Genomic DNA, 26,237 nt, shown 5'->3' with positions numbered 1-26,237 from the left:
AGCGCGCCGCGGCGCGCATGGGGCCAGAGCGCCCCGACCCCCGCCAATGACATGACGAAAGGCTGGGCATGAGCACGAGACTCGCCAGAGGCGGCCGCTTCACCGACCGCAGCAAGCAGTTCGGTTTCACCTTCAACGGCAAGCGCTTCACCGGCTACGCGGGGGACACGCTGGCCTCTGCGCTTCTGGCGAATGACCAGATGCTGATGGGGCGCAGCTTCAAGTACCACCGGCCGCGCGGCGTGGTGGCCTCGGGCGCCGAGGAACCCAATGCGCTGGTGGGGCTGGGCGAGGGCGCCCGCTTCGAGCCGGACCAGCGCGTCACCACGACCGAGCTCTTCGACGGGCTGGTGGCGGACAGCCAGAACCACTGGCCCTCGCTCGACTTCGACGTGGGCGGCGTCAACGCCAAGCTTTCGCGCTTCCTGCCGGCGGGCTTCTACTACAAGACCTTCCTCTGGCCGCGCGCGTTCTGGAAACACGTCTACGAGCCGGTGATCCGCCAGTCCGCGGGTCTCGGCAAGGCGCCCCACCCCGAGGTGCGCGATGCCGACCGCTACGAGCATTTCCACGCCCATGTCGATCTGCTGGTGATCGGCGGCGGCGTTGCCGGCCTGCAGGCGGCGAAATCCGCCGCGCGTGCCGGCGCGCAGGTGCTGCTGCTCGAGCAGAGCGCGCATTGGGGCGGCCGCACGCCGGTCGACGGCGGCAGCATCGACGGGCACGACCCCGAGGCATGGGTGGCGCAGACCGTAGCCGAGCTTGAGGCCATGCCCAACGTGCGGCTGCGGCTGCGCTGCATGGGGGCGGGGATCTACGATCACGCCTACGCGCTGGGCTACGAGCGTCTCACCGATCACCGACCGGGTGCCGAGGGGCCACGGCACCGGCTGTGGCGGATCCGCGCGAAGCAGATCCTTGCCGCCACCGGCGCCATCGAGCGGCCGCTGAGCTTTGCCGGCAACGACATTCCGGGCGTCATGCTGGCCTCGGCGGTGCGCGATTACGTGGTGAACTGGGGTGTGACCCCCGGCGACCGCACCGTGGTGGTCACCAACAACGACGACGCCTACCGCACCGCGATCACGCTCAAGCAGGCGGGGCTCGAAGTGCCGGTGATCCTCGACGCGCGGCCCATGGGGGGCGGCGCGCTGATGGAGGAGGCGCGCGCGCTCGGCATCCGCGTGGAGCCCGGCCGTGGCATCGCCAGGGTGCTGGGCGGCAAACGGGTGACCGGGGTCGCGACCTGCATGCAGAACGGGCAGGGCGCCATGCTCGAGGAAATCCCCTGCGACGCGGTGGCGATGTCCGGCGGCTGGTCGCCGGTGGTGCACCTCTGGTCCCACTGCGGCGGCAAGCTCGCCTGGGACGAGAAGGGCGCCTTCTTCCGCCCCGACCCTGCCCGCGCGCCCTCGGGCGCCGACGGCAAGCCCTTCATGAGTGTCGCCGGCGCCGCCAACGGCCACCTGACGCTGCAGGCGGCGCTGGCCTGCGCCGATGGTGCGGGCAAGGCGGCGGCCGGGGCTCTGGGCCATGACGTCGACGAGACCGAGGCCCCGAGCGCCGAGGCCGCCCCCGAGGCGCCGCTCGCCCCGGTCTGGCTGATGCCGCAGGGCGCCAGCGCCGACCTGCGCATGAAGGCCTTCCTCGACTACCAGAACGACGTGAAGGTCTCGGACGTGCAGCTCGCCGCCCGCGAGGGTTACGAGAGTGTCGAGCACACCAAGCGCTACACCACGCTCGGCATGGCGACCGATCAGGGCAAGCTCTCGAACATCAACGGGCTCGCGGTCCTTTCGGACGCGCTCGGCACGCCGATCCCGCAGGTGGGCACCACCACCTTCCGCCCGCCTTACACGCCGATCAGCTTCGGCGCGATCGCGGGCGAGGCGCGGGGCGAGATCTTCCAGCCGCTGCGCCGCACGCCGATGCACGAGTGGCACGAGGCCAACCACGCCGTGTGGGAGCCGGTCGGACAGTGGCGCCGGCCCTACTGCTACCCGAAGCCGGGCGAGAGCAAGCACAAGGCGGTGGAGCGCGAGATCAACGCCACCCGCGCGAGCCTCGGCGTGCTCGACGCCTCGACGCTGGGCAAGATCCTCGTGAAGGGGCCCGACGCGGGCCGCTTCCTCGACATGATGTACACCAACATGATGTCGACCCTGCCGGTCGGCAAATGCCGCTACGGGCTCATGTGCAACGAGAACGGCTTCCTGATGGACGACGGCGTCGTGGTGCGCCTCTCCGAGGACAGCTGGCTCTGCCACACCACCTCGGGCGGCGCCGACCACGTGCATGCCCACATGGAAGACTGGCTGCAGTGCGAGTGGTGGGACTGGAAGGTCTACACCGCCAACCTCACCGAGCAATACGCGCAGGTCGCGGTCGTTGGCCCCAATGCCCGCAAGCTGCTGGAAAAGCTCGGCGGCATGGATGTCTCGAAGGAGACGCTGCCCTTCATGACCTGGGCCGAGGGCACGCTGGCGGACACGCCGGTGCGGGTCTACCGGATCTCGTTCTCGGGCGAGCTCTCCTACGAGATCGCCATCCCCGCGAACCGCGGACGGGCGTTCTGGAACCGGGTGATCGAGGCCGGGCGCGAGTGGAACATGACCCCCTACGGCACCGAGGCGCTGCACGTGATGCGGGCCGAGAAGGGCTTCATCATGATCGGCGACGAGAGCGACGGCACGGTGATCCCGCAGGATCTCGGGCTGCACTGGGCGATCTCGAAGAAGAAGGAGGACTTCCTCGGCAAGCGCGCGCAGGAGCGCATCGACATGGCGCGCGGCGACCGCTGGCAGCTCGTGGGGCTCGAGACGCTCGACGGCTCGGTGCTGCCCGACGGCGCCTACGCGGTCGCCCCGGGACGCAATGCCAACGGCCAGCGCAATGCCGAGGGCCGGGTGACCTCGACCTACCATTCGCCGACGCTGCGCAAGGGCATCGCCATGGGGCTGGTGAAGCACGGCCCCGACCGCATGGGCGAGGTGCTGCAGTTCACCGCCGAGGATCAGGACGAGACCCGCGACGAGCTGACCACCATCGCCGCGCGCATCGTCAGCCCGGTGTTCTACGATCCGGAAGGGGAGAAACAGAATGTGTGACGTGATCACCTCCCAGACAGAGCCCTCCGCCCCCATGGCGGGCGCGCTGAGCGAGGGCCTTCTGCGGGTCGAGGCGCTGCCGCCGCAGGGCCAGATTTCCCTGCGCGGGGATTTCTCCGACGGCTTCCGCGACGCGGTCTGCGGCATCACCGGCACGGGCTTTCCCGACCCGCTCGGGGCCGCGGAGTCCGGCGACCGGGCGCTGCTCTGGATGTCGCGCGACGAGCTGCTGTTCCTGCTGCCCTACGAGGCGGCGACCGAGACCCTTGCGCAGCTGAACGCGGCGCTCGCGGGGCAGCACTTCGCCGCCACCGACGTCTCGGACGCGCGCGCCCAGTTCCGCGTCACCGGCCCGCACCTGCGCGACGTGCTCGCCAAGCTCTCGCCGACCGACATGGCCCCCGGCGCCTTCGCCCCGGGCGAGGTGCGCCGCTCACACCTCGCGCAGGTGGCGGCAGGCTACTGGCTCCGCGGCCCGGAAGAGGCGCAGGTCTTCGTGTTCCGCTCGGTGGGAGACTACGCTTTCCGGGTGCTCACGACCGCCGCCGCCCCGGGCGGGGAGGTCGGCTTCCACGAGGCGTGATCGCCGCTGCCGGCCCCGCAAGTTGACGCGGGGGCGGAACATCGCGCGGAGTGGCACGTTTAAACCATGACACTCCTTGACCTCACCCTGTGCAGGTCTAGGAATGGCTTACGAATTCACTCAAGACCAGAGGATGCACCAATGGCTTTCGAACTTCCCGATCTTCCCTACGCCCACGACGCTCTCGCCTCCAAGGGCATGTCCAAGGAGACGCTGGAGTATCACCACGACCTGCACCACAACGCCTACGTCACCACGCTGAACAAGCTGATCGACGGGACCGAGTGGGCTGACAAGTCGCTGGAAGAGATCGTCAAGGGCACCTACGACGCCGGTGCCGTGGCGCAGTCGGGGCTCTTCAACAACGCCTCCCAGCATTGGAACCACGCCCAGTTCTGGGAAATGATGGGTGCCGGCGACAACGCCATGCCCTCCGAGCTGGAAGCGGCCCTGAAAGAGAGCTTCGGCTCGGTCGAGAAGTTCAAGGAAGACTTCTCCGCTGCCGGCGCCGGCCAGTTCGGCTCGGGCTGGGCGTGGCTGGTCAAGGACACCGACGGTGGCCTCAAGATCACCAAGACCGAGAACGGCGTGAACCCGCTCTGCTTCGGCCAGACCGCGCTGCTCGGCTGCGACGTGTGGGAGCACTCCTACTACATCGACTTCCGCAACAAGCGCCCGGCCTACCTGGCCAACTTCCTCGACAACCTGGTCAACTGGGAAAACGTCGCCTCGCGCATGTGATCCGCGCCCGACGTCCCGAGAGACACGAGAACCCCGCGCCGTGGCGCGGGGTTTTTGCTTTGCGCGGACGTTTTTGCCGGTCCAATTCGGTGGGGAGGGCCGCGCTGCGGGGAACGACCGGGGAGGGGCAGGCGACTCCTGTCCTCTGGCCGGGGCGGCAGACCGTTCACAAGCGCATCACCCCGCGCCAGCGTTTCGTTCCGGTCCGGATCCGCGGGTGCGCTTGGGGCCGGCTTGCCCCAACCGGGATCTGGTCCTCACGGCCGGTCGCGCCCTGATCCTTGACGGGCGCGCGTCTCGTGCCGCAGCGCATCCGGGCGCGCCTTGCGCCGCACGAGGCCGCCCGAGCGAGCTGTGCATCCGGGTGGTCCGGGGAGGGCGCAAAGGACGTCTTCCGTGTTCCCCGCAGTGGCGCGTCACCCGGGCGCAAACGCCCGGAAAAGCCGCCTCAGAACGCCTTGAAGGTCAGCGTCGTGAGGGTCCGCTCGATCCCCGCCACGTCGGCGAGGTTCTCGTTGATGTAATGGCCGATGTCGCGGTCATCGGGGATGTAGAGCTTGACCAGCAGGTCCCATTCGCCCGAGGTCGAATAAAGCTCGGAGTGGATCTCGCGCAGCGCAATGTCCTCGGCGACCTTGTAGGTGGTGCCCGGTTTGCAACGGATCTGGACGAATACGCAGGTGGTCATGGCGGTCTCCTTGTTGGGCGGCAAGCTGGCACAGACGACACGCCCGCACAAGAGACGCGCGGTGCCTGCTTGGCGGCCCCTGCGGCCTTGCCTATAAGCGGCGCCACAGCCGAGGAGTGAGCCCATGCGCAAGGCCAGCATCGCCCGCAAGACCGCCGAAACCGAGATCGAGGTCAGCATCGACCTCGATGGGACGGGCAGCTACGACAACCAGACCGGGGTGGGGTTCTTCGACCACATGCTCGACCAGCTGTCGCGGCATTCGCTCATCGACATGACGATCCGGGCCAAGGGCGACTACCACATCGACGACCACCACACGGTCGAGGACACCGGCATCGCTTTGGGGCAGGCGCTGGTGCAGGCGCTCGGCGACAAGCGGGGCATCCGCCGCTACGGTGCGTGCCTGCTGCCGATGGACGACTCGCTGGTGCGTGCGGCGCTGGACCTGTCGGCGCGGCCCTTCCTGATCTGGAACGTGGACCTGCCGACCGAGAAGATCGGCAGCTTCGACACCGAGCTGGTGCGCGAATTCTTCCAGGCGCTTTCGACCCACGGCGGTATCACGCTGCACGTGGACCAGCTGCACGGCGTCAACTCGCACCACATCGCCGAGGCCGCCTTCAAGGCCGTTGCCCGCGCGCTGCGCGAGGCGGTGGAACCCGATCCCCGCAAGGGCGACGCGATCCCCTCGACCAAAGGCATGCTCTGAGCGAGGGTTCCGGACGTCCTTTCGAGGGCGTCCGGGTCCTGATCGGCGGGCGGCGGTGACCGCCCGGCGCGACCTGCTGCCCTCGCAGACCGGCGCCGGGGTCTCCGTCGTAGGCTCGGTATTCTCGCCGACCCACAGCGCCGTCCGCATGCGTGACCGCGCGAACGCGGCACCGCGGTGCCGCATGGCTTCCGACGACGCTAACGACCCGTCGGTCATGTTCATGGGCGACGAAGGCACGGCCCGACCCACGTTGCGTGGCGGAGTGGGGGAACCTGCGCAGCCTCCGTCAGGGCGATGGGCGGGCTCACAGGATCTGTCAATGAAGGCAGCGGACACCCGACGGGGCGTCCTAAGTGGTACCCGCGGCCGGACTCGAACCGGCACGCCATACGGCTAGGGATTTTAAGTCCCCTGTGTCTACCATTCCACCACGCGGGCCCGGTCCCTGTCTTGCCGGAATTCCGCGCGGTTGACCAGAGCCGGCGGTGCCTGTCGCGGTAGCTCAGGCGGTGCCCGGCGGTTGCGCGATGCCGTCTTCCTTGACCGCCTGCATCGCGACGTAGGTCGAGGTCGTCGAGACATGCGGCAAGGTCGAGATCTTCTCGGCCAGCACCCGCCGGTAGTCGCGCATGTCGGCGGTGCGCACCTTAAGAAGGTAGTCGAAGTTGCCGGCGATCAGGTGCACCTGCTCGATTTCGGGGATGGCGGCGACGGCGTTGTTGAACTCGGCCAGCGAGCTCTCGCGGGTGTCGAACATGCGCACTTCGACGAAGGCCACGTGGTCGAGCCCCAGCCGGATCGGGTCGAGGATCGCCCGGTAGCCACGGATGACGCCCAGCTCCTCGAGCCGGCGCAGACGCGCCTGCGTGGGGCTTTTCGACAGGCCGATCCGGCGCGCAAGCTCGGTGATCGAGACCCGGCCCTCGGCCGCCAGCGTGGTCAGAATCGCCCGGTCGAAGCGGTCGTAGCCTTCGTGCTCGGCTTGCATTGCGTTTCCTCGGTTTTTCAGACGATTCAGTCTGTCATTTCGCAGTAATAAGTCAAACAGACTGCGAACGCCACTGTATGATGGGGAAAATCACCGGAGAGATTGCATGCCGCGAGACATCGCCCCCGACCTTCGTCAGCTCATCGATCAGAACATGTACGCGGACGAGGACGCGACCGTTGCGCGCTTGCGCGAGCAGGCCGCGCTGTCGCCCGAGGACCGGAGCGCCATCTCGGCGCGGGCGGCGCAGCTGGTGCGCGGCATCCGCGCCAGCACCAAGCCCGGGCTGATGGAGGTCTTCCTCGCCGAGTATGGCCTCTCGACCGACGAGGGCATCGCGCTGATGTGCCTCGCAGAGGCGCTGCTGCGGGTGCCGGATGCCGAGACCATCGACGCGCTGATCGAGGACAAGATCGCGCCGTCCGACTGGGGGCGGCACATGGGCCGCTCGTCCTCGCCGCTGGTCAACGCCTCGACCTGGGCGTTGATGCTGACCGGCAAGGTGCTCGACCCGGCCGCACGGCCCGGGCCCGCCGGCCACCTGCGCAGCGCCATGAAACGCCTCGGCGAGCCGGTGATCCGCACCGCCGTGGGACGCGCCATGAAGGAGATGGGCGCGCAGTTCGTGCTGGGCGAGACCATCGAGAAGGCGATGAAGCGCGGCAGCGCCATGGAGGCCAAGGGCTACACCTACAGCTACGACATGCTGGGCGAGGCTGCCCGCACCGAGGCCGACGCGCTGCGCTACCTCGACGCCTATTCCAAGGCCATCACCGCCATCGCCAAGGCCGCCAAGGCGCGCGACATCCGCGACAATCCGGGCATCTCGGTCAAGCTCTCGGCGCTGTTCCCGCGCTACGAGGAGGCGCAGAGGGACAGCGTCATGGAAGTGCTGGTGCCGCGCCTGCAGCAGCTCTGCGAAGAGGCCAAGGCGGCGGGCATCGGGCTCAACATCGACGCCGAGGAGGCCGACCGCCTGTCGCTGTCGCTCGACGTCATCGGGGCGGCCTTCGCCGCGCCGTCGCTGGGCGGCTGGGACGGGTTCGGCGTGGTGGTGCAGGCCTACGGGCTGCGCGCCTCCGAAACGCTCGACTGGCTCTATGCGCTGGCCGAGGCGCATGACCGGCGCATCATGGTGCGGCTGGTCAAGGGCGCCTACTGGGACACCGAGATCAAGCGCGCGCAGGTCATGGGGCTCGACGGCTTCCCGGTCTTCACCTCGAAGCCGCACAGCGACGTTTCCTACATCGCCAACGCCCGCAAGCTGCTGGGCATGACCGACCGCATCTACCCGCAGTTCGCCACGCACAACGCCCACACCGTGGCCGCCGTGCTGCACATGGCGACCGACACCGACGCCTTCGAGTTCCAGCGCCTGCACGGCATGGGCGAGACCCTGCACGGCATCGTGCACAAGGACGCAGGCACGCGTTGCCGGATCTACGCGCCCGTGGGCGCGCATCGCGACCTGCTGGCCTATCTCGTGCGCCGCCTGCTCGAGAACGGCGCCAACTCGTCCTTCGTGAACCAGATCGTCGACGAGAGCGTGCCGCCCGAGACGGTGGCCACCGATCCCTTCGAAGCGAGCGACCGGCGCCCGCTGGCGCGCGGCCCGGCGCTGTTCCGGCCCGAGCGCGAGAACTCCAGGGGATTCGACCTGACCCATCGCCCGACGCTGGCCGCGATCGACGCCGCGCGCATGCCGTTCCGGTCGCAGCGCTGGCAGGCGGGCCCGCTGGTCGCCGCAGAGGCCGAGGCCGGTGCCGCGGTGCCGGTGGCGAACCCGGCCGACCCCTCGGACATCGTGGGCGAGGTCACCCGTGCCACCGCCGCGACCGTTGCCGCCGCTGCCGGGGCGGCGCAGGTCTGGGACACGCCCGCGGCCACGCGCGCCGAAGTGCTGACCAAGGCGGCCGACCTCTACGAGGCGCATTACGGCGAGCTCTTCGCGCTGCTGCACCGAGAGGCGGGCAAGACCCAGATGGACGCCGTGGCCGAACTGCGCGAGGCGGTGGACTTCCTGCGCTACTACGCCGCCCGCAGCGCCGACAAGGGCGCCGCGCAGGCGGCACCCCAGGGCATCTTCGCCTGCATCTCGCCGTGGAACTTCCCGCTCGCCATCTTCACCGGCCAGATCGCCGCGGCGCTGGCGGCGGGCAACGGCGTGCTGGCGAAACCGGCCGAGCAGACCTCGCTTATCGCCTGGCGCGCGGTGCAGCTCCTGCACGAGGCCGGGGTGCCGGCGAGCGCGCTGCAGCTTCTGCCGGGGGAGGGCGACGTGGGTGCGGCGCTGACCTCGACCCCTGTGGTGGCCGGGGTGGCCTTCACCGGCTCGACCGAGACCGCGCAGATCATCCACCGGTCCATCGCCGAGCACCTCGCGCCCGGCACGCCCTTCATCGCCGAGACCGGCGGGCTCAACGCCATGATCGTCGACAGCACGGCGCTGCCGGAACAGGCGGTGCGCGCGGTGGTGGAATCGGCCTTCCAGTCGGCGGGCCAGCGCTGCTCGGCGCTGCGCTGCCTGTACCTGCAGGAGGACATCGCCCCGCACGTGACCGAGATGCTGATCGGTGCCATGGAGGCGCTGACACTCGGCCAGCCGTGGGATCTGGCGACCGACGTGGGCCCGGTGATCGATGCGGAAGCTCGGGAAGCCATCGCCGCCTATGTCGCCGCCGCCCGCGCCGAGGGGCGTGTCATCGCCGAGCGCGAGGTGCCCGCCGAGGGCCATTTCATCGGCCCGGCGATCCTGAAGGTCAACGGCATCGCCGAGATGGAGCGCGAGATCTTCGGGCCCGTGCTGCACCTCGCCACCTTCAAGGCCGATGAGCTCGACAGCGTGATCGACGCCATCAACGAGACCGGCTACGGGCTGACCTTCGGCCTGCAGACCCGCATCGACGACCGGGTGCAGTACGTGACCGAGCGCGTCGAGGCGGGCAACATCTACGTCAACCGCAACCAGATCGGCGCCATCGTGGGTAGCCAGCCCTTCGGCGGCGAGGGGCTCTCGGGCACCGGTCCCAAGGCCGGCGGGCCGCTCTACTGCGACCGTTTCCGCCGTCACGCCCATGCGGGGCCGGTGGGCAACTGGTCGACCCGCGACATCGCCGAGCGGCTCACCTCGGCACTCTACGCGGCGGGACATGCGCCGGCGCCCACGACCGCCGAGCTGCCGGGGCCGACGGGGGAGGCCAACCAGTACACCAGCTTCGCGAGGCCGCCGGTGCTCTGCCTCGGGCCGGGCTCGGACTGTGCCGCGGCGCAGGCCGAGGCCATCCGCAAGCTGGGCGGGGTCGCGGTGGTCTCGCACGGCAAGGTGCCGCCCGAGGCGCTGGCCGAGGTCGAGGGCTTCTCGGCGGCGATCTGGTGGGGCGACGAAGCCAACGGCCGCGCCTACCGGCAGGCACTCGCGCGGCGCGACGGTCCGATCCTGACGCTGGTCACCGGCAAGCCCGACCGCGGCCACGCCCGGGCCGAACGCCACGTCTGCATCGACACCACCGCCTCGGGCGGCAACGCGGCGCTTCTGGGCGGCAACATGTGAGCCTCGCGGGGCGCGGCCCGGTGCCGCGCCCACCGCGCTTGACGCGGCGGGAATTCGCGCCAAGGTCATGGCGATGTTTCCGATCCGCGATCATAACCCCTCGGGGCGCACGCCCTACGTGACCTACGGCCTGATCGTGGCGAACATCGCCATCTTCTTCAGCTACTGGTCGCTGTTCCGCGACGACCGCGCGCTCAGCGCCTTCTTCTACGACTGGGCGCTGATCCCGGCGCTGGTGACGCAGGGCGACGGCATCCCGGGCCTCTTGACTTCGATGTTCCTGCATGGCGGGCTGGCGCACCTTGCCGGCAACATGCTGTTCCTCTTCATCTTCGGCGACAATATCGAGGACGAGCTGGGCCACGGGCGATACCTTGCCTTCTACCTCGGCTGCGGGGTGATCGCGGGGCTCGCGCATTATCTCGCGGCGCCGCTGTCGCCGGTGCCCACCGTCGGTGCCTCGGGCGCCATCGCGGGCGTGATGGGGGGCTACCTGCTGCTGTTTCCGAAGGCGCGGGTCGACATCTTCATCTTCCTGATCATCTTCTTCAAGATCCTGCCGGTGCCGGCGTGGATCCTGCTGGCCGTGTGGTTCGCGCTGCAGCTTCTGGGCGGGTTCGGCGCGCAGGGCGACGGCAGTGGCGTGGCCTACTGGGCGCATCTCGGCGGCTTCGTCGCGGGCATGGGGATGATCCTGCCGATCTGGCTGCGCAAGGGCGGCCCCGCCTACTGGAACCGCAACCACGGCCACCCGCCGCACCCGGCGATGAACTACGCCGACACCACCCGCATTCCCAGGATAGGACGCAAACGATGACGGATCCGGTCAAGGTCACCTGCCACTGTGGCGCGGTCGAGCTGCGCGTGACGCTCAGCGACGGGCTCGCGACGGCGCGGCGCTGCGACTGCTCCTACTGCCGCCGCCGGGGCACGCCCGCGGTGACGGCGCCGCTCGACGGAGTAGAGGTGGTGACGGGGGCGGAGACGCTGACGCTTTACCAGTTCGGCACGATGACGGCGCAGCACCATTTCTGCTCGGTCTGCGGCATCTACATGTACCACCGGCGGCGGTCGAACCCGAACGAATACGGCGTCAACATGGGGGCGATCGAGGGGGTGAACCCGGCCGAGCACGAGCCCATTGGCTGGTCGGACGGCGTTAACCATCCCTCGGACCGCTAGGGCCGGCGTCGGGACGCCTCCGGCGGGAGTTTATCCGGCAAGATGAAGGGCGGGGGCCGCGCGACAGGGCGGCCCGCAGTCCCTGTGGCCCCGGAAGGGGACTCAGACCTCGCGGATGACCTTGGCGAAGCCGTCGAAGATGGCGTTGTTGGCGCAGAGGAGCGAGCCCGTCTCGAGCGGGTCCTGGCCCTCGCGCACGCCGTCGACCAGCGCGCCTGCCTCCTGCGCGATGAGGTAGCCCGCGGCGATGTCCCAGATCTGCAGCTCACGCTCCCAGTAGCCGTCGTAGCGGCCGGCGGCGACGTAGGCGAGGTCGAGCGCGGCAGAGCCGAAGCGGCGGACGCCGGCGCATTCCGGCATCAGTCGGGCGAGGTCCTTGAGCGTGGCGGGCAGGGTCTTCTTGGCGGCGAAGGGCACGCCGGTGGCGAAGATCGCCTCGATCAGCCGGGTGCGGCCCGAGACGCGCAGGCGGCGCGAGTCGTTGAGCCAGGCGCCGCTGCCCTTCTCGGCGTAGAACATCTCGTCCTTGGCGGGGTCGAAGACCACGCCGGCGACGATCTGGCCCTTGTGCTCGAGCGCGATGGAGATCGCCCAGTGCGGCAGGCCGTGCAGGAAGTTGGTGGTGCCGTCGAGCGGGTCGACGATCCAGCGGCGGGTCGGGTCGGTGCCGTCCTGGCCGCCGCCTTCCTCGCCGAGCCAGCCGTAGTTGGGCCGGGCGCCCAGCAGCTCTTCCTTGAGGATGGCCTCGGCCGCGATATCGGCGCGGCTGACGAAGTCCCCCGCACCCTTCATCGAGACCTGCAGGTTCTCGACCTCGCGGAAATCCTTCACCAGCGAGCGGCCCGCCTTGCGTGCCGCCTTGATCATGATGTTGAGATTTGCACTGCCCTGCATGGTCATACCCTCGGCAAATGGTTCAGGCCGCGCGTATACGCGGCCTGTCCGCCTTTGCCAAGCCTTGCGGGCACGCGGATTACGTCGAGACCACGCCCTTTTCGCCTTCCGGCGCGCAGGCCCGGGGCAGATCGCCCCGATCAGAGCCCCGGCCGGCCCGTAGCGCGTGGTCCGACGGGGTGGAATAGGGGCCTGCCGTGGGGAAGCCGCAGGAGATCACGCCGCCCACCATCACCGGCTGTGGTCCGGCGGGGCAGTCGTTGGCGGCCGGGCAGGCCTGGATCAGCGGCTGGCGGCTGAGATCGGCGGTGGCATCGCCGGTGTGGGCGTCGTTCCGGGCCAGGGCCTGGGAGGCGGAAATCGCAAGCGCCGCGGCGGCGGCAAACACTGTCAAAGCGCGCATGGGTCCCCAGATGGACCTCTTTTCAAAGCGAAAAGCAGGCTTGCGAGAGTACCAGCGACGGGGGCGTGTCGAATTTCCGCCCGATTTCCGAGTATTGGTGGAGGGGCGGAAACAGTCCCGGTTTAAAGGCGGGGATCGTTGCCGTTTCGCGCTCGGTGGCGGTGCGGGAGGCGAAGACTCATCCGCCCCTGCGCTGCCCTTCAGCCCCTGCTAAGCCTGTCCGCGCGCTTGCGGACCAGCACCGCGCGCAGGTCGTGCATCGCCAGCAACAACGCGTCGGTGACCTCGTCGAGCTGGTCGTCGGTGGCGCGGGACTGCGCCCACTGGGCGGTGAGGTTGAGATGATCGACGGCGCGGTGGATGTCGTCGATGTCGCGCTGGGCGAGCAGCGCCTTGCGATCGGTCAGCCAGCTGCGGATGGCGGCGAGATCGGCGTCGCTGAGCGGAGAGTCCCCGTGCGGCCGGATCTCGTCCCGCTTGACGTTCACGACGGCGATCTGGTCCATTTCGATCCGGCGCTGGCGGTTCGCGGTGTCCACTCGGAACACCGCGGCGCCGTTCTCGCGGATGCGGAAGTAGTAGTCGGGCAGATCGCCGGCCATGTCGTTCCCTCCTGTGTCGTCACCCCGTCTGGAGCGCGGCTGTCCGGGCTCAGGAGAGCCCGGCGCAGAAGGCCGCGATGCGGTTGCAGGCCTCTTCCAGCGCCGCGTCGGAGGTGGCGTAGGAGATGCGGAAGTTCGGGCTCAGGCCGAAGGCCGCGCCGAACACCACCGCCACGCCGTTCTCTTCCAAGAGCGCCTTGCAGAAGGCCTCGTCGTTCTCGATCAGGGTGCCGCCCTTCGAGGTCTTGCCCAGCAGGCCGGCGATCGAGGGGTAGACGTAGAACGCCCCCTCGGGCACCGGGCAGGTGATGCCTTCGATGGCGTTGAGCCGCTCGACCACGAGGTCGCGGCGGCGCTTGAAGGCCTCGGCCCGGGGCGCGAGGAAATCCTGCGGCCCGTTCAGCGCCTCGACCGCCGCCCACTGGCTGATCGAGCAGGGGTTGGTGGTCGATTGCGACTGGATCTTGCGCATCGCCGCGATCAGCTCCTTGGGGCCGCCCGCGTAGCCGATCCGCCAGCCGGTCATGGCATAGGCCTTGGAGACGCCGTTGCAGGTCAGGGTGCGCTCGTAGAGGCGCGGCTCGACCTGGGCCGGGGTGCAGAACTCGAAACCGTCATAGGCGAGATGTTCGTACATGTCGTCGGTCATCACCCAGACATGCGGGTGGCGCATCAGCACCTCGGTGATCGCCTTCAGCTCGTCTCGGGTGTAGCCCGCGCCGGTCGGATTCGACGGCGAGTTGAACAGGAACCACTTGGTCCTGGGCGTGATCGCCGCCTCGAGCAGCTCGGGGGTGATCTTGTAGCCGAGCTCGGGCTTGCCCTCGATCACCACCGGCGTGCCCTGGCCGAGCAGCACCATGTCCGGGTAGCTGACCCAGTAGGGCGCGGGGATGATCACCTCGTCGCCGGGGTTCAGCGTCGCCATGAAGGCGTTGTAGAGCACCTGCTTGCCGCCGGTCGAGACGCTGATCTGCGCGGGCTCGTAGTCGAGCCCGTTCTCGCGCTTGAACTTGGCGCAGATCGCCTGTTTCAGCTCGAGCACGCCGTCGGGGGCGGTGTACTTGGTCTTGCCCGCCTCGATGGCCGCGACCGCCGCCGCCTTGATGTTGTCGGGCGTGTCGAAATCGGGTTCACCGGCGCCGAGGCCGATCACGTCCTTGCCCTGCGCCTTGAGTTCCGCCGCAAGCTGGGTCACAGCCACGGTCGGAGAGGGTTTCACGCGCGCGAGGGTATCGGAGAGAAAAGCCATGAGGGCACCGTTTGTATTGAGGTCCTGACTGTCATAGGGTGCGCCCCGCACCCGTTCAAGCGGCTTCGGTGGCCGCGCGGAAGGCCGGCCCGGACCGGGAGGAGAGCGAGATGACCGACACGACCGACTGGTATGGCCCCGACGCCGCCACCTTCGGGGACCGCATCGCCGCCGCCCGCGAGGCCGCCGGGATGGGGCAGGAGAAACTGGCGCGCCGGCTGGGCGTGAAGCTGAAGACGCTGCAGGGGTGGGAGAACGATCTCTCCGAGCCGCGCGCCAACCGGCTGCAGATGCTGGCGGGGCTGCTGAACGTCTCGATGGGCTGGCTGCTGACCGGCGAGGGCGAGGGGCTCTCGGGCCCCGGGGATACCGAGCCGGCGCTTCCCGCCGACGTGAACGAGGCGCTGCTGGAGATCCGCGCGCTCAAGACCGAGATCCAGACCGCCGGCGACCGGCTCGGGCGGCTGGAGAAGACTTTGCGCCGGCTTCTGAAGGACGAGGCATGACCGAGACACCCGAGAACCGCCTGAAACGCCTGACCATGCGCTCGATGCGCCGGGGCATCAAGGAAATGGACATCATCCTGATGCGCTACGTCGACGTGCGGCTGGCGGGCATGAGCGCCGCCGAGCTCGACGCCTACGAGGCGCTGCTCGAGGAGAACGACCAGGATCTCTACCAGTGGGTGTCCGGCCAGCGCCCGGCGCCTGCACCGCTGCAGCCGCTGATTGCCGACATCACCGCGGTGGCCTGCAACCCGTGACGGGACCGCGAGGGCAAAAGAAAGGCGCGGTTTTCCAAGTATCTTATGAGACTTAACCGATTGTTGGTCTTTTTGCCCCAAATCTGCCGTTCAAACAGAACAGGCGGAGACCGTTATGAGCATTCATGCCTCCATGGGAAAGAAGCCGCTCAGCGGCTACATGGCCGGGTATCTTGAAACGCTGGCGCTGGTCGAAAGACTGCACAGGCTTCTGCTCGATGTGATCAAGGACGAGTTCGAACGCACCGGCGTCATCGAGATCAACGCGGTGCAGGCGCTCCTGCTCTACAACATCGGCGACAACGAGGTGACCGCGGGCGAGCTCAAGTCCCGCGGCTACTATCAGGGCAGCAACGTCAGCTACAATCTCAAGAAGCTGGTCGAGATGGGCTACATGCATCACCAGCGCTGCGAGATCGACCGCCGCTCGGTCCGGGTGCGGCTCACCGCGCAGGGCCGCGACATCCGCGACATGGTGCAATCGCTGTTCGAACGCCACTCCGACGGGCTCGAAGGCCGCAACGTGATCGACCTGAACGGCCTCGACACGATCAACAACTCCCTGCGCCGTCTGGAGCGCTACTGGACCGATCAGATCCGCTACATCTACTGACCCCGCGCCGCGTTTCTCGGCCCTGTGCGGGGACGCCGTGTCGGCGTTGTGCCGGAGGGACAGGGACACATGTGCCTGATGGTGACGGGACCGCGAGCGAGGCGGTTTTGGCCGGTGCTGAGACGTGAAGGCGTCTCGGACGCGCGGGGCTGTTCACAGCAGAGTTTTCTTGCAGCCTTTGAGGCTACACTGCAGGCCCACATGCCGGTCTGTTCGGTGGAGCTGTTCTCAAGCCTTTGCGACGCCGCACGTAAGGGCGGCCGCGCGGGCCAGACCTCTGGCCACACGCAGCCGCTTTGAGCCCTCTCGGAGCGTCGTGGCGATTTCTCAGGAATCTGAAGTCAGCGGGCCAGGCGTCGCCGGGATCAGTATGTCCCGTCGAGGCCCACGACCCTGAGGCGCGGCACCGGGCGCGGTGCGATTGCACCCTCTCGCGCCTGCGACAGGCGCCCGACCGCAACAACCAGCGCGATCACGGGTGAGATGATCAGAAAGCCTATGAACAGGCCAATCACAAAAGCCATCATGTAAGTTCCTCCCTGATAACGAGGCTATCACGGATTCGCGGCGACACAATGCCACATGTGACATTGGCGACCGCGACTTTCGTTGAGGTGGCGACAAAGCCGGCGCTGCAGGGGAGGATTGTTGCCGCTTCCGCTGCCGCGGCATGGCGGAACTGCGGGTTCGTGCGCTTCCGTGGCCGCAAGGGACTTGCTTGGAGGGTTGGAGGCCGTGAGGCGCTGATGCAGGGCGTTCGGAAACGGTCTGGACTGTCCGGCAACCGCGTGAGCTTTTTCGGCAGAGGCAGAGGCAGAGGCAGAGGCAGAGGCAGAGGCAGAGGCAGAGGCAGAGGCAGAGGCAGAGGCAGAGGTCTGCCCGTCACCGCAATGTCTCAGCTCTCGACGTCCTCAGATCGGCACCTCCATGCCTTAGAACCGCGCGCTGGGCTCCTGGAACGGCTCGCCGGCGCCCCAGGCCTGCAGACCAGCCCGCCACCGCCTCAGGGCAGGAGCTGTCCCACGATCATGTCGTTGAGCTCGCGGAACAGCTTGAGCGTCATCGCGCGGCGGAAGTCCTCGTAGCTTTGCGCCACCTCGACGAAGGCGCCGGGGCCGTGTACGACCTCGCCGCGGAAGTACTCCACCACCCGCGGGTCCGAGCCCAGCACCGCCAGCCCGTTCACGGTCACGTTGGTGAAGGGGAAATGCGCGTAGGCCTGCTGCGGACGGAAGCCGTCGTTGGTGATGCCGTCGCCGGAGACGTCGATCACCCGCCGCGAGCAGACCGGGGCCCGCTGCAGCATCGTCGCGCCGTAGCCGAGCGCGTAGCCCATCGCGGTGGGAAAGCGGTTGTGGCTGCGCGGCGCGGCGAGGATCTGCGCCACCGCCTGCTGCAAAGCCGCCTCGTCGGTGAGCGGCGTCCAGTCGAGCACGATGACCGACTGCCGCCGCCCGCTCCATTCGTAGACGCCCAGCACCACGTCGCCCTCGCCACCGAAGATCGACTGCGAGATATCGGGGTCCGCCAGCGCCGCGGCGAGCCCCTGTTTCTGCAGGGTGTATTCCGCGTCGTCCACCGAAGACGATACGTCCAGCGCCATCAGCAGCGCCAGACGGCAGCCCTCCGCCCGGACGGCACCGGTGCAGAGCACCAGCGCCACTGCGGCTCGCGCCGCCAGCCGGAGGGCCGCCAGCGTCACCAGTGGCCCGTGTTGGACATGCTGGCCCAGGGCTCCTGCTCGGGCAGGGCGTCGCCCTGCTGCAGGATCTCGACCGACACGTTGTCCGGCGAGCGCACGAAGGCCATGTGCCCGTCGCGCGGCGGCCGGTTGATGGTCACGCCCTTGTCCATCAGCAGCTGGCAGGTCTCGTAGATGTTCGGGACCGAGTAGGCGAGGTGGCCGAAGTGCCGCGAATCCGAGGGCAGGCCGTCATCGCCGTCCCAGTTGTAGGTCAGCTCCACGTCGGCGGTGCCGTCGGCCTGTTCGGGCGGGCACAGGAATACGAGGGTGAAGCGGCCGTTCTCGTTCTCGACGCGGCGGCGCTCGGTGAGGCCCAGCAGCTCGTAGAATGCGATGGATTTGTCGAGGTCCTTCACGCGGACCATGGTGTGCAGATACTTGATGCCCATGGAGCATGCTCCTTCCGTCAGTTGGTTGACTCCAGAGAGTAGAGAGCGCAGCGAATATGTCGAGTGTGCAGTCTCGTGCCGCGCTCACGAGCCCATGGCGCCGCGGTTCGTGGCCGCCGGGGGGGCGTGCGGCGGCACGCGTGCCAACCACACCCCATATGGCTGGCTTCCACGGTCAGATCCGCCATATATGGGGTTCACCGACTCGCAGCTTGAAGAAAAAGGGATTCGCCCCATGCCGCTCAGCCCCGACCAGCAGGCCGAAATCGACGCGCAGCGCAGCACCCCGCAGGAGACCCTGCGTGCCGTGGCGCCGGGCATGGAGCAACATCTCTACACCGCGCTGCCGGTGCTCGATCACGGCTTCGTCCGGGTCGTGGACTACATGGGCGACGACGCGGCGATCTGCCAGGCGGCGCGGGTGTCCTACGGTCGCGGCACCAAGTCGGTCAGCAACGACGAGGGTCTGATCCGCTACCTGATGCGGCACTGGCACTCGACCCCCTTCGAAATGTGCGAAATCAAGCTGCACGTGAAGCTGCCGATCTTCGTGGCGCGGCAGTGGATCCGCCACCGCACCGCGAACGTGAACGAATACTCGGCGCGCTACTCGATTCTCGACCGCGAGTTCTACACCCCCGCGCCCGAGCATCTCGCCGCGCAGTCGGTGGTGAACAACCAGGGCCGGGGCGAGACCCTTTCAGGCGAGGAAGCCGAGCGCGTGCTGCGCTACCTGCGCGACGACGCAATGCGGGCCTACGACCACTACGAGGAGATGATCTCGACCGAGGGCCAGCAGGGCCTCGCGCGGGAGCTGGCGCGGATGAACCTGCCCGCCAACATCTACACCCAGTGGTACTGGAAGGTGGATCTTCACAACCTGCTGCACTTCCTGCGCCTGCGCGCCGATGCGCACGCCCAGTACGAGATCCGCGTCTACGCCGACGCGATCTGCGAGGTGGTGCGCGACTGGGTGCCCTTCGCCTTCCGCGCCTTCGAGGATTACCGCATGGGCGGTGCGCAGCTCTCGGCCACGGCGCTCGACTGCGTGCGCCGGATGCTGAAGGGCGAGGAGGTCACGCAGGAGAGCTCGGGCATGTCCAAGGGCGAATGGCGCGAGTTCCGGGCCGTCCTCGACGGCGCCGCCTGACCGAAGACAGCGACCGGCGGGGCCGTGGTGGCGCCCGCCGGGATCCGGCGCATCCCCTGGCCCCCTGGCGCGCCCGGGTCAGCCCCTGACCCGGGCGCGCCACAGGGTGAAGAGCCCCGCCGCCACGATGATGCAGGCGCCGATCGCCACGTTCGGGCGCAGGGTTTCGCCAAAGACCGTCATCCCCAGCGCCGCCGCGAAGACCAGCTGCAGGTAGGCGAAGGGCTGCACCGCCGAGGCCTCGGCGACCTCGTAGCACTTGATCAGGGTGAAATGCCCGAGCGCGCCGGTGATGCAGAGCAGCCCCATCCAGCCCCAGTCCGCGCCGGTCATAGGCTCCCAGAACCACGCGCCCACAACGGTGGCGGTGATCCCCCCCGAGATGCCGGTCCAGAAGAACGAGGTCGCGGCGCTGTCCTTGCGCGCCACGTAGCGCGTCAGCAGGCCGTAGAGCGCGAACATCAGCGCCGCCACCAGCGGCACCACCGCATAGGGCGAGAACACCCCGCCCGAGGGTTGCAGGATGATGATGACGCCGATGAAGCCGACGCCGATGGCGGTCCAGCGCCGCCAGCCGACCTTCTCGCCGAGGATCGGCCCCGAGAGCGCCGCCACCAGCAGCGGGTAGGCGGTGAAGACCGCGTGGCTCTCGGTGAGGCCCAGCAGCACGAAGGCGGTGACCATGACCCAGATCTCGGCCACCAGCAGCACGCCGCGGAAGATCTGCAGAAGCGGCTGACTGGTGGCGGCGGCGGCCCTGAGCCCGCCCGCCTGCCGCCCCGCGACGGCCATCACGAAGGCTGCGAAGAACCAGTAGCGGATCATCACCACCATGTAGACGTTGTACTCGGCCGACAGGTGCCGCGAGATGCCGTCCTGCAGCGCGAAGACCAGCGTGGTGAAGACCATCAGCCAGATGCCGAGGCTCGTGTTCTGCTGTGCCATCAGGAAAACTCCGCCACGGTCATGTGTCGCTTGCGCCCATATCCCGGCTGGCGGGTCACCGCGAACCCTGCCGCCTCGAGCGCGCGGCGGACATGGCCCGCGGCGGTGTAGCTCGCGGCGGTGCCGCCCGGCGCGGTATGGCGCGCGACCTCCGCCATCAGCTGCGGCCCCCAGAGCTCGGGGTTCTTGGCGGGCGAGAAGCCGTCGAGGAACCACGCGTCGGCGCGGCCCTCCCAGGCGGGCAGGGTCTCGCGCGCATCGCCCGCAACCATGCAGAAGGCGAGGTCGGGAAGCTCGATCTTGCGCGCGCCGCCACGCCAGAACGGTGCCAGCTCCTCGGCGATGTCGCACAGTTCGGGAAAGGCAGCCTGCGCCCGGATCATGTCGCCGGCCTCGAGCGGGAAGGCCTCGAAACTGGTGAAGCTCAGACGCCCGGCGCAGCCCGCGTCGCGCCAGAGCTGCAGCGTCGCCAGCAGGTTGAGCCCGGTGCCGAAGCCCAGCTCGGCCACATGAAAGCCGTCCCGGAAGCGCTCCGGCAGGGCGTTCCCGGCGAGGAAGGTGTGGCGGGTCTCGGCGAGGCCGTTCTCGAGCGAGTAATAGGGGTCGTCGAAGCGGGGCGATACCGGCACCCCGCCGTCGCGCCAGATCGGCGCATCCGGCTGGTTGGTCATGGTGGTCTGTCCAAAATGGGTTTCAGCTTGAGCCTGCTGCGGTGGGCTCGCGGCGCGTTCGGGGCCGGTACGGACGGCGCCGAATTGCGATTCAGGTTCAAGGCGAAACGCTGTAGAACGGGCGCGACCATGGACGGGAGGCTCGGGAATGGCAAGTGTGGATGTGACCGTGCGCGGGGCGGGGATCTTCGGCCTCTCCATTGCGTGGAGCTGCCTGCGCGGCGGTGCGACGGTGCGGGTGGTTGACCCGTACGGACTTGGCGCGGGCTCGAGCGGCGGGCTGGTGGGCGCATTGGCGCCGCACGTGCCCGAGAACTGGAACCCCAAGAAAGCGTTCCAGCTCGAGAGCCTGCTGATGGCGGAAGGCTTCTGGCACGCGGTCGAGGCCGAGGGCGGCGTGTCCCCGGACTATGCCCGCAGCGGACGGCTGCAGCCGGTGGCCGACGACGCGGCGCTCGAGCTGGCGCGGGCGCGGGCGCTGACCGCGCGCGAACTCTGGGGCGATGCCGCGGTGTGGGAGCTGATCCGCGCCGACGATGCGGGCCCATGGGCGCCGCTCAGCCCCAGCGGCTGGCTGATCCGCGACACGCTGAGCGCGCGCATGTCGCCGCGCCGGGCCGGGGCGGCGCTGCAGGCGGCGCTGGCGGTGCGCGGGGTCGAGATCGTTCCCGAGGCCGAGGACGAGGGCGCGGTGCTCTGGGCCACCGGCTGGCGCGGGCTGCTGGATCTCTCGCAGGCGCTGGGCCGGCCGGTAGGCACCGGCATCAAGGGCCAGTCGGTGCTCTTGCGCCACGACGCGGGGGAGGTGCCGCAGGTCTTCGCCGGCGGGCTGCATATCGTGCCGCATCATGACGGCACCGTGGCGCTGGGCTCGACCACCGAGCGCGAGTTCGACGACCCCTCGAGCACCGACGACCAGTGCGACGCGCTGGTCGAGCGCGCCGTGGCGGCGATGCCGGTGCTGCACGGGGCCGAGGTGGTGGAGCGCTGGGCCGGGGCGCGCCCGCGCGCCCGCAGCCGGGCGCCGATGCTGGGGCCGTGGCCCGACCGGCCCGGACATTACATCGCCAACGGCGGCTTCAAGATCGGCTTCGGCATGGCGCCCAAGGTCGCCGAGGTGATGTCCGCGCTGATGCTGGACGGGCGCGACACCATCCCCGACGGCTTCCGGGTCGAAGACTCGCTCTGACGCCGCGACGGGACGGTTCGGAAAACACGAAAGCCGGGGCGCGCGACCCCGGCTCTTCCAATGGCCTCAAATATCCCCGCCGGAGGCAGGCCGGACATCGCGGCCGGGCGCCGCTTCCGGTCTGTGCGCCTCAGTCGAACTTGCGCGAGGGCGCCAGAACCTTGGCCTCGCCGATCACCACCTTCTTGCCGTCCACCGAGCAATGGCAGTCGAGCGTCACCCGGCGCTTGGCGTGGTCGATGTCGACCACCGTCACCTCGGCATGCACCACGTCGCCGGGGCGCACCGGGCCGAGGAACTTCAGCGTCTGGCCGAGGTAGATGGTGCCGTGGCCGGGAAGCTGCTCGCCGATCACCGCCGAGATCAGCCCGGCGGTCAGCATGCCATGGGCGATGCGGCCCTCGAAGATCGTGTCATGGGCATAGGCGTCGTCGAGGTGCACCGGGTTCCGGTCGGTCGAGACCTCCGCGAACATCTCGATGTCGCGATCCGTCACCTGTTTGCGCAGGTGCCGCGTCATGCCCATCTCGATATCCTCGATGCAGATCGTTCCACGCGGAAGATTGTCCAACATCTCAGCCTCCATGATCCTCGGTCCGGTAATAAATAAGCTCTACGCTACCGCTCGTGAGCAACTTTATTACTTCGCGACTGCAGAAAATCAAGAGGCAAATGGCCCGCCGGTGCCTGATCGGTACCAAAGTGGCATGGCGGGCCGGAATCGGCTCAGCGCAGGAACCCGATGGAGTAGGTCGGCGTCACGCCTTCCCTGGCGAGGAACTCGAGCAGTAACTCCTCGTGCGGGTGGAGCTCGGTCGCGGTCTCTTCCGCGGCGAGCCCGCCGGTGATGAAGAGCGAATCGATGTCCTCGCCCACCGCGCCCAGGATATCGGTCTTCACCCCGTCGCCGATGGCGAGGATCGCGGGGTCGTCGAGATCCGGCGCCACCTCGAAGAGCCGCCGCCGCGCGAGATCGTAGATCGGCGGATGGGGCTTGCCGAAATAGAGGCTCTCGCCGCCCATCTCGGTGTAGAGCGCCGCCAGCGCGCCGGCACACCACTCGCGCCTGTGGCCGCGGTCGACGACGATGTCGGGGTTGGCGCAGAGCAGCTTCAGCCCCTTCTGCTTGGCATAGAGGAACTGCGGCCGCATCGCCGCAGGATCGGCGGTGGCGTCGAAGAGCCCGGTGCAGACGATGCCCTCGGCCTCTTCCAGCGGCACGGTCTCGATCTCGACCGGGTCGGTGATGATCTTCAGCGGCTCGAAGAAGCTGCGCTCTTCCTCGAGGCCGATGAAGTAGACCTTGTTGCCGACGGCGCCGGTGAACATGGCGGCACGCGCCGAGTCGCCGGAGGTGGCGATGTTGTCCCACGCGTCCTCGGGCACGCCGAAGCGCTCGATCTGCTTGAACACCTCCTTGCGCGAGCGCGGCGAGTTGGTGACCAGAACGACGACGCCGCCGCTGGCGCGGTAGGCGCGCAGGGCCTCGATCGCGTCGGGATAGGCCTCGACGCCGTTGTGGACGCAGCCCCAGAGGTCGACGAACATCGCGTCGTACTGGTTCGATATTTCGGGCAGAGCGTGGATGATCCGGGTCATGATGGCCTCAGGGTCGAAGTTGGTGTCAGTGTGATGCGGGGGGGGGGGGCGGCTCAGAGCCGCGTGGTCACCCGCCAGGCGAAGCGGCTGGTGGCGCCGGGGGCGAGGCTCTGGCTGAACGGGCGCTCGGCCACCTGCGGCGAGGCGCCGGTAGCGGCGGCCATGCCGTGCCACGGCTCGACGCAGAGGAAGGGCGCGCCGGGCGGCTGCCAGAGCGCGAGGTTGGGCAGGTTGTCGAATTCGAACTCCAGCGCCGGCCCGCCGCGCACGCCGTAGCGCAGCGCCTCGCCCGCGCCTTCGGGAAAGATCATCGCGTCGGCCTCGAACTGGTCATGCGCCAGCTCCAGCCTGCCCGCGGTGAAGGGCGAGGGCAGCCGGTCGGGCGGCAGGAGACCGCCGCTCAGCCGCGCCAGGGCGGGCTCGGCGCCATTGGCGAGGGTGATCTCGTGTGGCTTCCCCGCGCCGCCGGGCAGGGGCCAGGCGAAGGCGGGGTGGAAGCCGAACCCGAAGGGCATCGGCTCGGCGTCGTCGTTGCTGATCTCGACCGCGACCTCGAGCGTGTCGCCGGAAAAGGCGTGGGTCACCGCGATCCCGAAGGCAAAGGGCCAGACGGCGCGGGTCTCGTCGCTGTCGCGCAGGGTGAAGCGGCAGCTCCGGGCATCGTGCGCGTCGAGGGTGAAGAGCGCGCGGCGGGCGAAGCCGTGCTGCTTCATCCCGGTCTCGAAATCGCCCACGGCGATGCGGTCATCCGCGGCGCGCCCGACGATGGGAAAGAGGATGGGCGACCGGCCGCTCCACCACTGGGGATCGCCGTGCCAGAGCAGGTCGGCACCGTCGGCGGTCCGCAGGGTCTGCATCTCGGCGCCGAGCGGCGCCACGGTGGCGGACATGGTGTCGCCCGAGATGTGGACGGGATCGGTTGGCATGGGCTTGTCTCGACGCGGTTTCTGCGGGCGGAGCATCGCCCAGCATGGGGCGGATGACCAGATGTCGGGGCAGGAAATTTCGCCCGTACGGCGGGGCAGGGCGCCCGGCCGGGGACAGCATCCGAGACGGGCAGCGGCATTCGCAAAAGAAAATGCCGGCCTCCACGCGGGGGCCGGCACCGGATGTATCGATACGTCGCGCAAGTGCGGCGATCAGAGCTTGAGGTTCGGGATGATCTGCTTCTTGCGGGACATGATGCCCGGCAGGACCACGGTGTCGCCCGAAACGGTGGCGCCGAAGCTCTTCTCGGCCACGGTCTTCACCAGGTCGTTCGGGACCAGCAGGGTGGCCTCTTCCTTGATGATGTCCACCACGAAGAGCAGCACCTCGTCGATGCCATCCTCGGCCGCGACGGTCTTGAAGCTCTCCATCAGCGACGCCTTGCGGTCGAGCGGGATCTCGGGGGCGGTGGTCTCGAGCACGGAGACGCGGAACTTGGTGCCCTCGACCGCGTATTCCTTGCTGTCCATGCGGATCAGCTCGGCGTCGGAGAAGGCCGAGACGTCGGACTTGGCCGCGAACATCTTGGAGGCGAACTCGGAGATGTCGACGCCGAGGTCGGCGGCCAGCTTCTCGGCCACGGCCTTGTCATGGGCGGTGGTGGTCGGCGAGCGGAACTCGAGCGTGTCGGACAGGATGCAGGTCAGCGCCGCGCCCTTGATGGCCTCGGGCATCTTGGCGGCGTCGTCGCCCATCAGGTCGACCATGATGGTCGCAGTGCAGGCCAGCGGACGCACTGTGATGTCGATCGGGCCTTTGGTCTCGAGCCCGCCGACCAGCTTGTGGTGGTCGATGATCGCGGTGATGTCGGCGGCGTTGATCGATGCCGGCAGCTCGGCCGGGTTGTTGGTGTCGACGATCACCACCGGCGCGCCTTCGGCCACGTCGGAGATGATCTCGGGCTTTTCCAGACCCCAGTGCGAGAGCATGAAGGCGGCTTCGGTGTTGGGCTCGCCCAGCAGCGCGGGCTTGGCGGCCTCGCCCTTCACCTCGTTCAGGTACCAGGCCCAGACGATGGGGCTGCCGGTGCTGTCGGTGTCGGGAGACTTGTGGCCGAATACCAGGGTGGTCATGAGGAAAGCTCCTTGGGTGCATATCGGATTTTCGCAGGCCTTGTAGCCGTGGCGCGATGCCTTGTCACCCGGCGAAATGCTGCACGCGCGAGGTGTGGGCGCAATCAGTTGCTCAATCGGATGGAACTCGCGCCTTCCTGCGGAGTTGGGATGCAGCTCGTAGAATATGATCAGAGGATAGGATCAAATGAACGCCACGTTTCGCCCCGCCCAGATCGACGCCGCACTCGACGTTCCCCCGGACCCGCGCCAGCGCATGAGCGCCACGCAGGAAGAGCGCCTGCGCGAGCTGTCCGAGCGCACCGGAGAGCCGTTCTACGAGGACCTCACCGTGCTTCAGGCAGAGCAGCGCATCGAGCTTCTCGAGGCCGTCGCCTACTGATCCGCGGCCCGGGGTTTTCCGCCCGGA

The 26,237-nt window shown here is 68.6% G+C and carries 28 protein-coding genes and 1 tRNA gene; 13 read left to right on the top strand and 16 right to left on the bottom strand.

The window, feature by feature from the left end; genetic code table 11:
- Window positions 1-68 precede the first annotated feature (68 nt).
- The 3 genes from BLQ77_RS04370 (at window position 69) to BLQ77_RS04360 (ending at window position 4,431) form a co-directional block, all read left to right on the top strand.
- On the top strand, window positions 69-3,107 hold the full coding sequence (locus BLQ77_RS04370; RefSeq protein ID WP_089955799.1) for a sarcosine oxidase subunit alpha family protein: 3,039 nt from the start codon (window positions 69-71) through the stop codon (window positions 3,105-3,107).
- Complete coding sequence (locus BLQ77_RS04365) at window positions 3,100-3,690, top strand: sarcosine oxidase subunit gamma (RefSeq protein ID WP_089955796.1); 591 nt, start codon at window positions 3,100-3,102, stop codon at window positions 3,688-3,690. Before BLQ77_RS04370 ends, BLQ77_RS04365 begins: the two co-directional genes overlap by 8 nt.
- A 141-nt stretch (window positions 3,691-3,831) precedes the next feature.
- Entirely contained in the window at window positions 3,832-4,431 is a 600-nt protein-coding gene (locus BLQ77_RS04360) for a superoxide dismutase (RefSeq protein ID WP_008884510.1), read from the top strand.
- Window positions 4,432-4,879: 448 nt separating this feature from the next.
- Here the strand turns inward: BLQ77_RS04360 and BLQ77_RS04355 are convergent, their stop codons facing one another.
- Window positions 4,880-5,119, bottom strand: coding sequence for an Lrp/AsnC ligand binding domain-containing protein (locus BLQ77_RS04355; protein WP_089955794.1), 240 nt, complete (start codon window positions 5,117-5,119; stop codon window positions 4,880-4,882).
- A 124-nt stretch (window positions 5,120-5,243) separates the two neighbouring features.
- Between BLQ77_RS04355 and hisB the strand changes: the two genes are divergently transcribed.
- Entirely contained in the window at window positions 5,244-5,831 is a 588-nt protein-coding gene (hisB, locus tag BLQ77_RS04350) for an imidazoleglycerol-phosphate dehydratase HisB (protein WP_008885931.1), read from the top strand.
- Between the two features lie 357 nt (window positions 5,832-6,188).
- Here the strand turns inward: hisB and BLQ77_RS04345 are convergent.
- A tRNA-Leu gene (locus BLQ77_RS04345) sits at window positions 6,189-6,272 on the bottom strand.
- 64 nt (window positions 6,273-6,336) lie between these two features.
- The gene (locus tag BLQ77_RS04340) at window positions 6,337-6,822 is read right to left on the bottom strand and encodes an Lrp/AsnC family transcriptional regulator (RefSeq protein ID WP_089955791.1); all 486 of its coding nucleotides are present in this window, start codon (window positions 6,820-6,822) and stop codon (window positions 6,337-6,339) included.
- A gap of 106 nt (window positions 6,823-6,928) precedes the next feature.
- Between BLQ77_RS04340 and putA the strand changes: the two genes are divergently transcribed.
- The 3 genes from putA (at window position 6,929) to BLQ77_RS04325 (ending at window position 11,554) form a co-directional block, all read left to right on the top strand.
- The gene (putA, locus tag BLQ77_RS04335) at window positions 6,929-10,372 is read left to right on the top strand and encodes a bifunctional proline dehydrogenase/L-glutamate gamma-semialdehyde dehydrogenase PutA (protein ID WP_089955788.1); all 3,444 of its coding nucleotides are present in this window, start codon (window positions 6,929-6,931) and stop codon (window positions 10,370-10,372) included.
- 73 nt (window positions 10,373-10,445) lie between these two features.
- Window positions 10,446-11,189, top strand: coding sequence for a rhomboid family intramembrane serine protease (locus BLQ77_RS04330; protein WP_089955861.1), 744 nt, complete (start codon window positions 10,446-10,448; stop codon window positions 11,187-11,189).
- Window positions 11,186-11,554, top strand: coding sequence for a GFA family protein (locus BLQ77_RS04325; RefSeq protein WP_089955786.1), 369 nt, complete (start codon window positions 11,186-11,188; stop codon window positions 11,552-11,554). The genes BLQ77_RS04330 and BLQ77_RS04325 overlap by 4 nt, the downstream gene beginning before the upstream one ends.
- Window positions 11,555-11,656: 102 nt before the next feature.
- Here the strand turns inward: BLQ77_RS04325 and BLQ77_RS04320 are convergent, their stop codons facing one another.
- The 4 genes from BLQ77_RS04320 to BLQ77_RS04305 form a co-directional block, all read right to left on the bottom strand.
- A complete protein-coding gene (locus BLQ77_RS04320; RefSeq protein ID WP_008884913.1) occupies window positions 11,657-12,448 on the bottom strand; it encodes an inositol monophosphatase family protein in 792 nt (263 codons plus the stop codon).
- 79 nt (window positions 12,449-12,527) lie between these two features.
- Complete coding sequence (locus BLQ77_RS04315) at window positions 12,528-12,851, bottom strand: hypothetical protein (protein ID WP_165617021.1); 324 nt, start codon at window positions 12,849-12,851, stop codon at window positions 12,528-12,530.
- A gap of 200 nt (window positions 12,852-13,051) precedes the next feature.
- Window positions 13,052-13,453: a hypothetical protein gene (locus BLQ77_RS04310; RefSeq protein ID WP_089955779.1), complete on the bottom strand. Its 402-nt coding sequence runs from the start codon at window positions 13,451-13,453 to the stop codon at window positions 13,052-13,054.
- A 49-nt stretch (window positions 13,454-13,502) separates the two neighbouring features.
- On the bottom strand, window positions 13,503-14,705 hold the full coding sequence (locus tag BLQ77_RS04305) for a pyridoxal phosphate-dependent aminotransferase (protein WP_040383892.1): 1,203 nt from the start codon (window positions 14,703-14,705) through the stop codon (window positions 13,503-13,505).
- A gap of 110 nt (window positions 14,706-14,815) precedes the next feature.
- On the opposite strand from BLQ77_RS04305, the gene BLQ77_RS04300 reads away from it, so the two are divergent.
- From BLQ77_RS04300 to BLQ77_RS04290, 3 genes are all read left to right on the top strand, one after another.
- On the top strand, window positions 14,816-15,211 hold the full coding sequence (locus BLQ77_RS04300) for a helix-turn-helix domain-containing protein (RefSeq protein ID WP_008885604.1): 396 nt from the start codon (window positions 14,816-14,818) through the stop codon (window positions 15,209-15,211).
- Complete coding sequence (locus BLQ77_RS04295) at window positions 15,208-15,468, top strand: succinate dehydrogenase assembly factor 2 (RefSeq protein WP_089955774.1); 261 nt, start codon at window positions 15,208-15,210, stop codon at window positions 15,466-15,468. Before BLQ77_RS04300 ends, BLQ77_RS04295 begins: the two co-directional genes overlap by 4 nt.
- A gap of 115 nt (window positions 15,469-15,583) precedes the next feature.
- Window positions 15,584-16,081, top strand: a complete 498-nt coding sequence (locus tag BLQ77_RS04290) for a MarR family winged helix-turn-helix transcriptional regulator (RefSeq protein WP_008883662.1) — start codon at window positions 15,584-15,586, stop codon at window positions 16,079-16,081.
- A 365-nt stretch (window positions 16,082-16,446) separates the two neighbouring features.
- On the opposite strand, the gene BLQ77_RS28670 is transcribed toward BLQ77_RS04290, so the two are convergent.
- From BLQ77_RS28670 to BLQ77_RS04280, 3 genes are all read right to left on the bottom strand, one after another.
- Window positions 16,447-16,608, bottom strand: a complete 162-nt coding sequence (locus tag BLQ77_RS28670) for a hypothetical protein (RefSeq protein ID WP_008886248.1) — start codon at window positions 16,606-16,608, stop codon at window positions 16,447-16,449.
- Between the two features lie 476 nt (window positions 16,609-17,084).
- Window positions 17,085-17,786 (bottom strand): DUF1194 domain-containing protein, encoded by a 702-nt coding sequence (locus tag BLQ77_RS04285; RefSeq protein WP_040383893.1) that lies wholly within the window; start codon window positions 17,784-17,786, stop codon window positions 17,085-17,087.
- Complete coding sequence (locus tag BLQ77_RS04280) at window positions 17,780-18,214, bottom strand: VOC family protein (RefSeq protein ID WP_089955771.1); 435 nt, start codon at window positions 18,212-18,214, stop codon at window positions 17,780-17,782. The genes BLQ77_RS04285 and BLQ77_RS04280 overlap by 7 nt, the downstream gene beginning before the upstream one ends.
- A gap of 235 nt (window positions 18,215-18,449) precedes the next feature.
- Here BLQ77_RS04280 and thyX point away from each other — a divergent pair, with 235 nt between their 5' ends.
- Window positions 18,450-19,364, top strand: coding sequence for an FAD-dependent thymidylate synthase (gene thyX, locus BLQ77_RS04275; protein ID WP_008885167.1), 915 nt, complete (start codon window positions 18,450-18,452; stop codon window positions 19,362-19,364).
- A gap of 78 nt (window positions 19,365-19,442) precedes the next feature.
- On the opposite strand, the gene BLQ77_RS04270 is transcribed toward thyX, so the two are convergent.
- On the bottom strand, window positions 19,443-20,309 hold the full coding sequence (locus BLQ77_RS04270; RefSeq protein WP_008884364.1) for a DMT family transporter: 867 nt from the start codon (window positions 20,307-20,309) through the stop codon (window positions 19,443-19,445).
- A complete protein-coding gene (mnmC2, locus tag BLQ77_RS04265) occupies window positions 20,309-20,980 on the bottom strand; it encodes a tRNA (5-methylaminomethyl-2-thiouridine)(34)-methyltransferase MnmC2 (protein WP_089955767.1) in 672 nt (223 codons plus the stop codon). The genes BLQ77_RS04270 and mnmC2 overlap by 1 nt, the downstream gene beginning before the upstream one ends.
- A gap of 148 nt (window positions 20,981-21,128) precedes the next feature.
- Between mnmC2 and BLQ77_RS04260 the strand changes: the two genes are divergently transcribed.
- Window positions 21,129-22,169: an NAD(P)/FAD-dependent oxidoreductase gene (locus BLQ77_RS04260; protein ID WP_089955764.1), complete on the top strand. Its 1,041-nt coding sequence runs from the start codon at window positions 21,129-21,131 to the stop codon at window positions 22,167-22,169.
- A 130-nt stretch (window positions 22,170-22,299) separates the two neighbouring features.
- Here BLQ77_RS04260 and BLQ77_RS04255 read toward each other — a convergent pair whose 3' ends face one another.
- The 4 genes from BLQ77_RS04255 to BLQ77_RS04240 form a co-directional block, all read right to left on the bottom strand.
- Window positions 22,300-22,743, bottom strand: a complete 444-nt coding sequence (locus tag BLQ77_RS04255) for a MaoC family dehydratase (protein WP_008884555.1) — start codon at window positions 22,741-22,743, stop codon at window positions 22,300-22,302.
- 152 nt (window positions 22,744-22,895) lie between these two features.
- Window positions 22,896-23,768, bottom strand: a complete 873-nt coding sequence (locus BLQ77_RS04250; RefSeq protein ID WP_089955760.1) for a TIGR01459 family HAD-type hydrolase — start codon at window positions 23,766-23,768, stop codon at window positions 22,896-22,898.
- Between the two features lie 53 nt (window positions 23,769-23,821).
- A complete protein-coding gene (locus BLQ77_RS04245; RefSeq protein ID WP_089955757.1) occupies window positions 23,822-24,694 on the bottom strand; it encodes an aldose 1-epimerase family protein in 873 nt (290 codons plus the stop codon).
- A gap of 213 nt (window positions 24,695-24,907) precedes the next feature.
- Window positions 24,908-25,828 carry a manganese-dependent inorganic pyrophosphatase gene (locus BLQ77_RS04240; protein WP_089955754.1) on the bottom strand — a complete coding sequence of 307 codons (921 nt, stop codon included), beginning with the start codon at window positions 25,826-25,828 and terminating at the stop codon, window positions 24,908-24,910.
- Window positions 25,829-26,015: 187 nt separating this feature from the next.
- Between BLQ77_RS04240 and BLQ77_RS04235 the strand changes: the two genes are divergently transcribed.
- Window positions 26,016-26,210, top strand: coding sequence for a pyrophosphatase (locus BLQ77_RS04235; protein ID WP_008884819.1), 195 nt, complete (start codon window positions 26,016-26,018; stop codon window positions 26,208-26,210).
- The last annotated feature ends 27 nt before the right edge of the window (window positions 26,211-26,237 follow it).

Source organism: Salipiger thiooxidans (genome assembly GCF_900102075.1).
GTDB lineage: Bacteria > Pseudomonadota > Alphaproteobacteria > Rhodobacterales > Rhodobacteraceae > Salipiger > Salipiger thiooxidans.
Note: the sequence above shows the minus strand (reverse complement) of the source record. Positions and strands in the feature narration are given on the sequence as shown.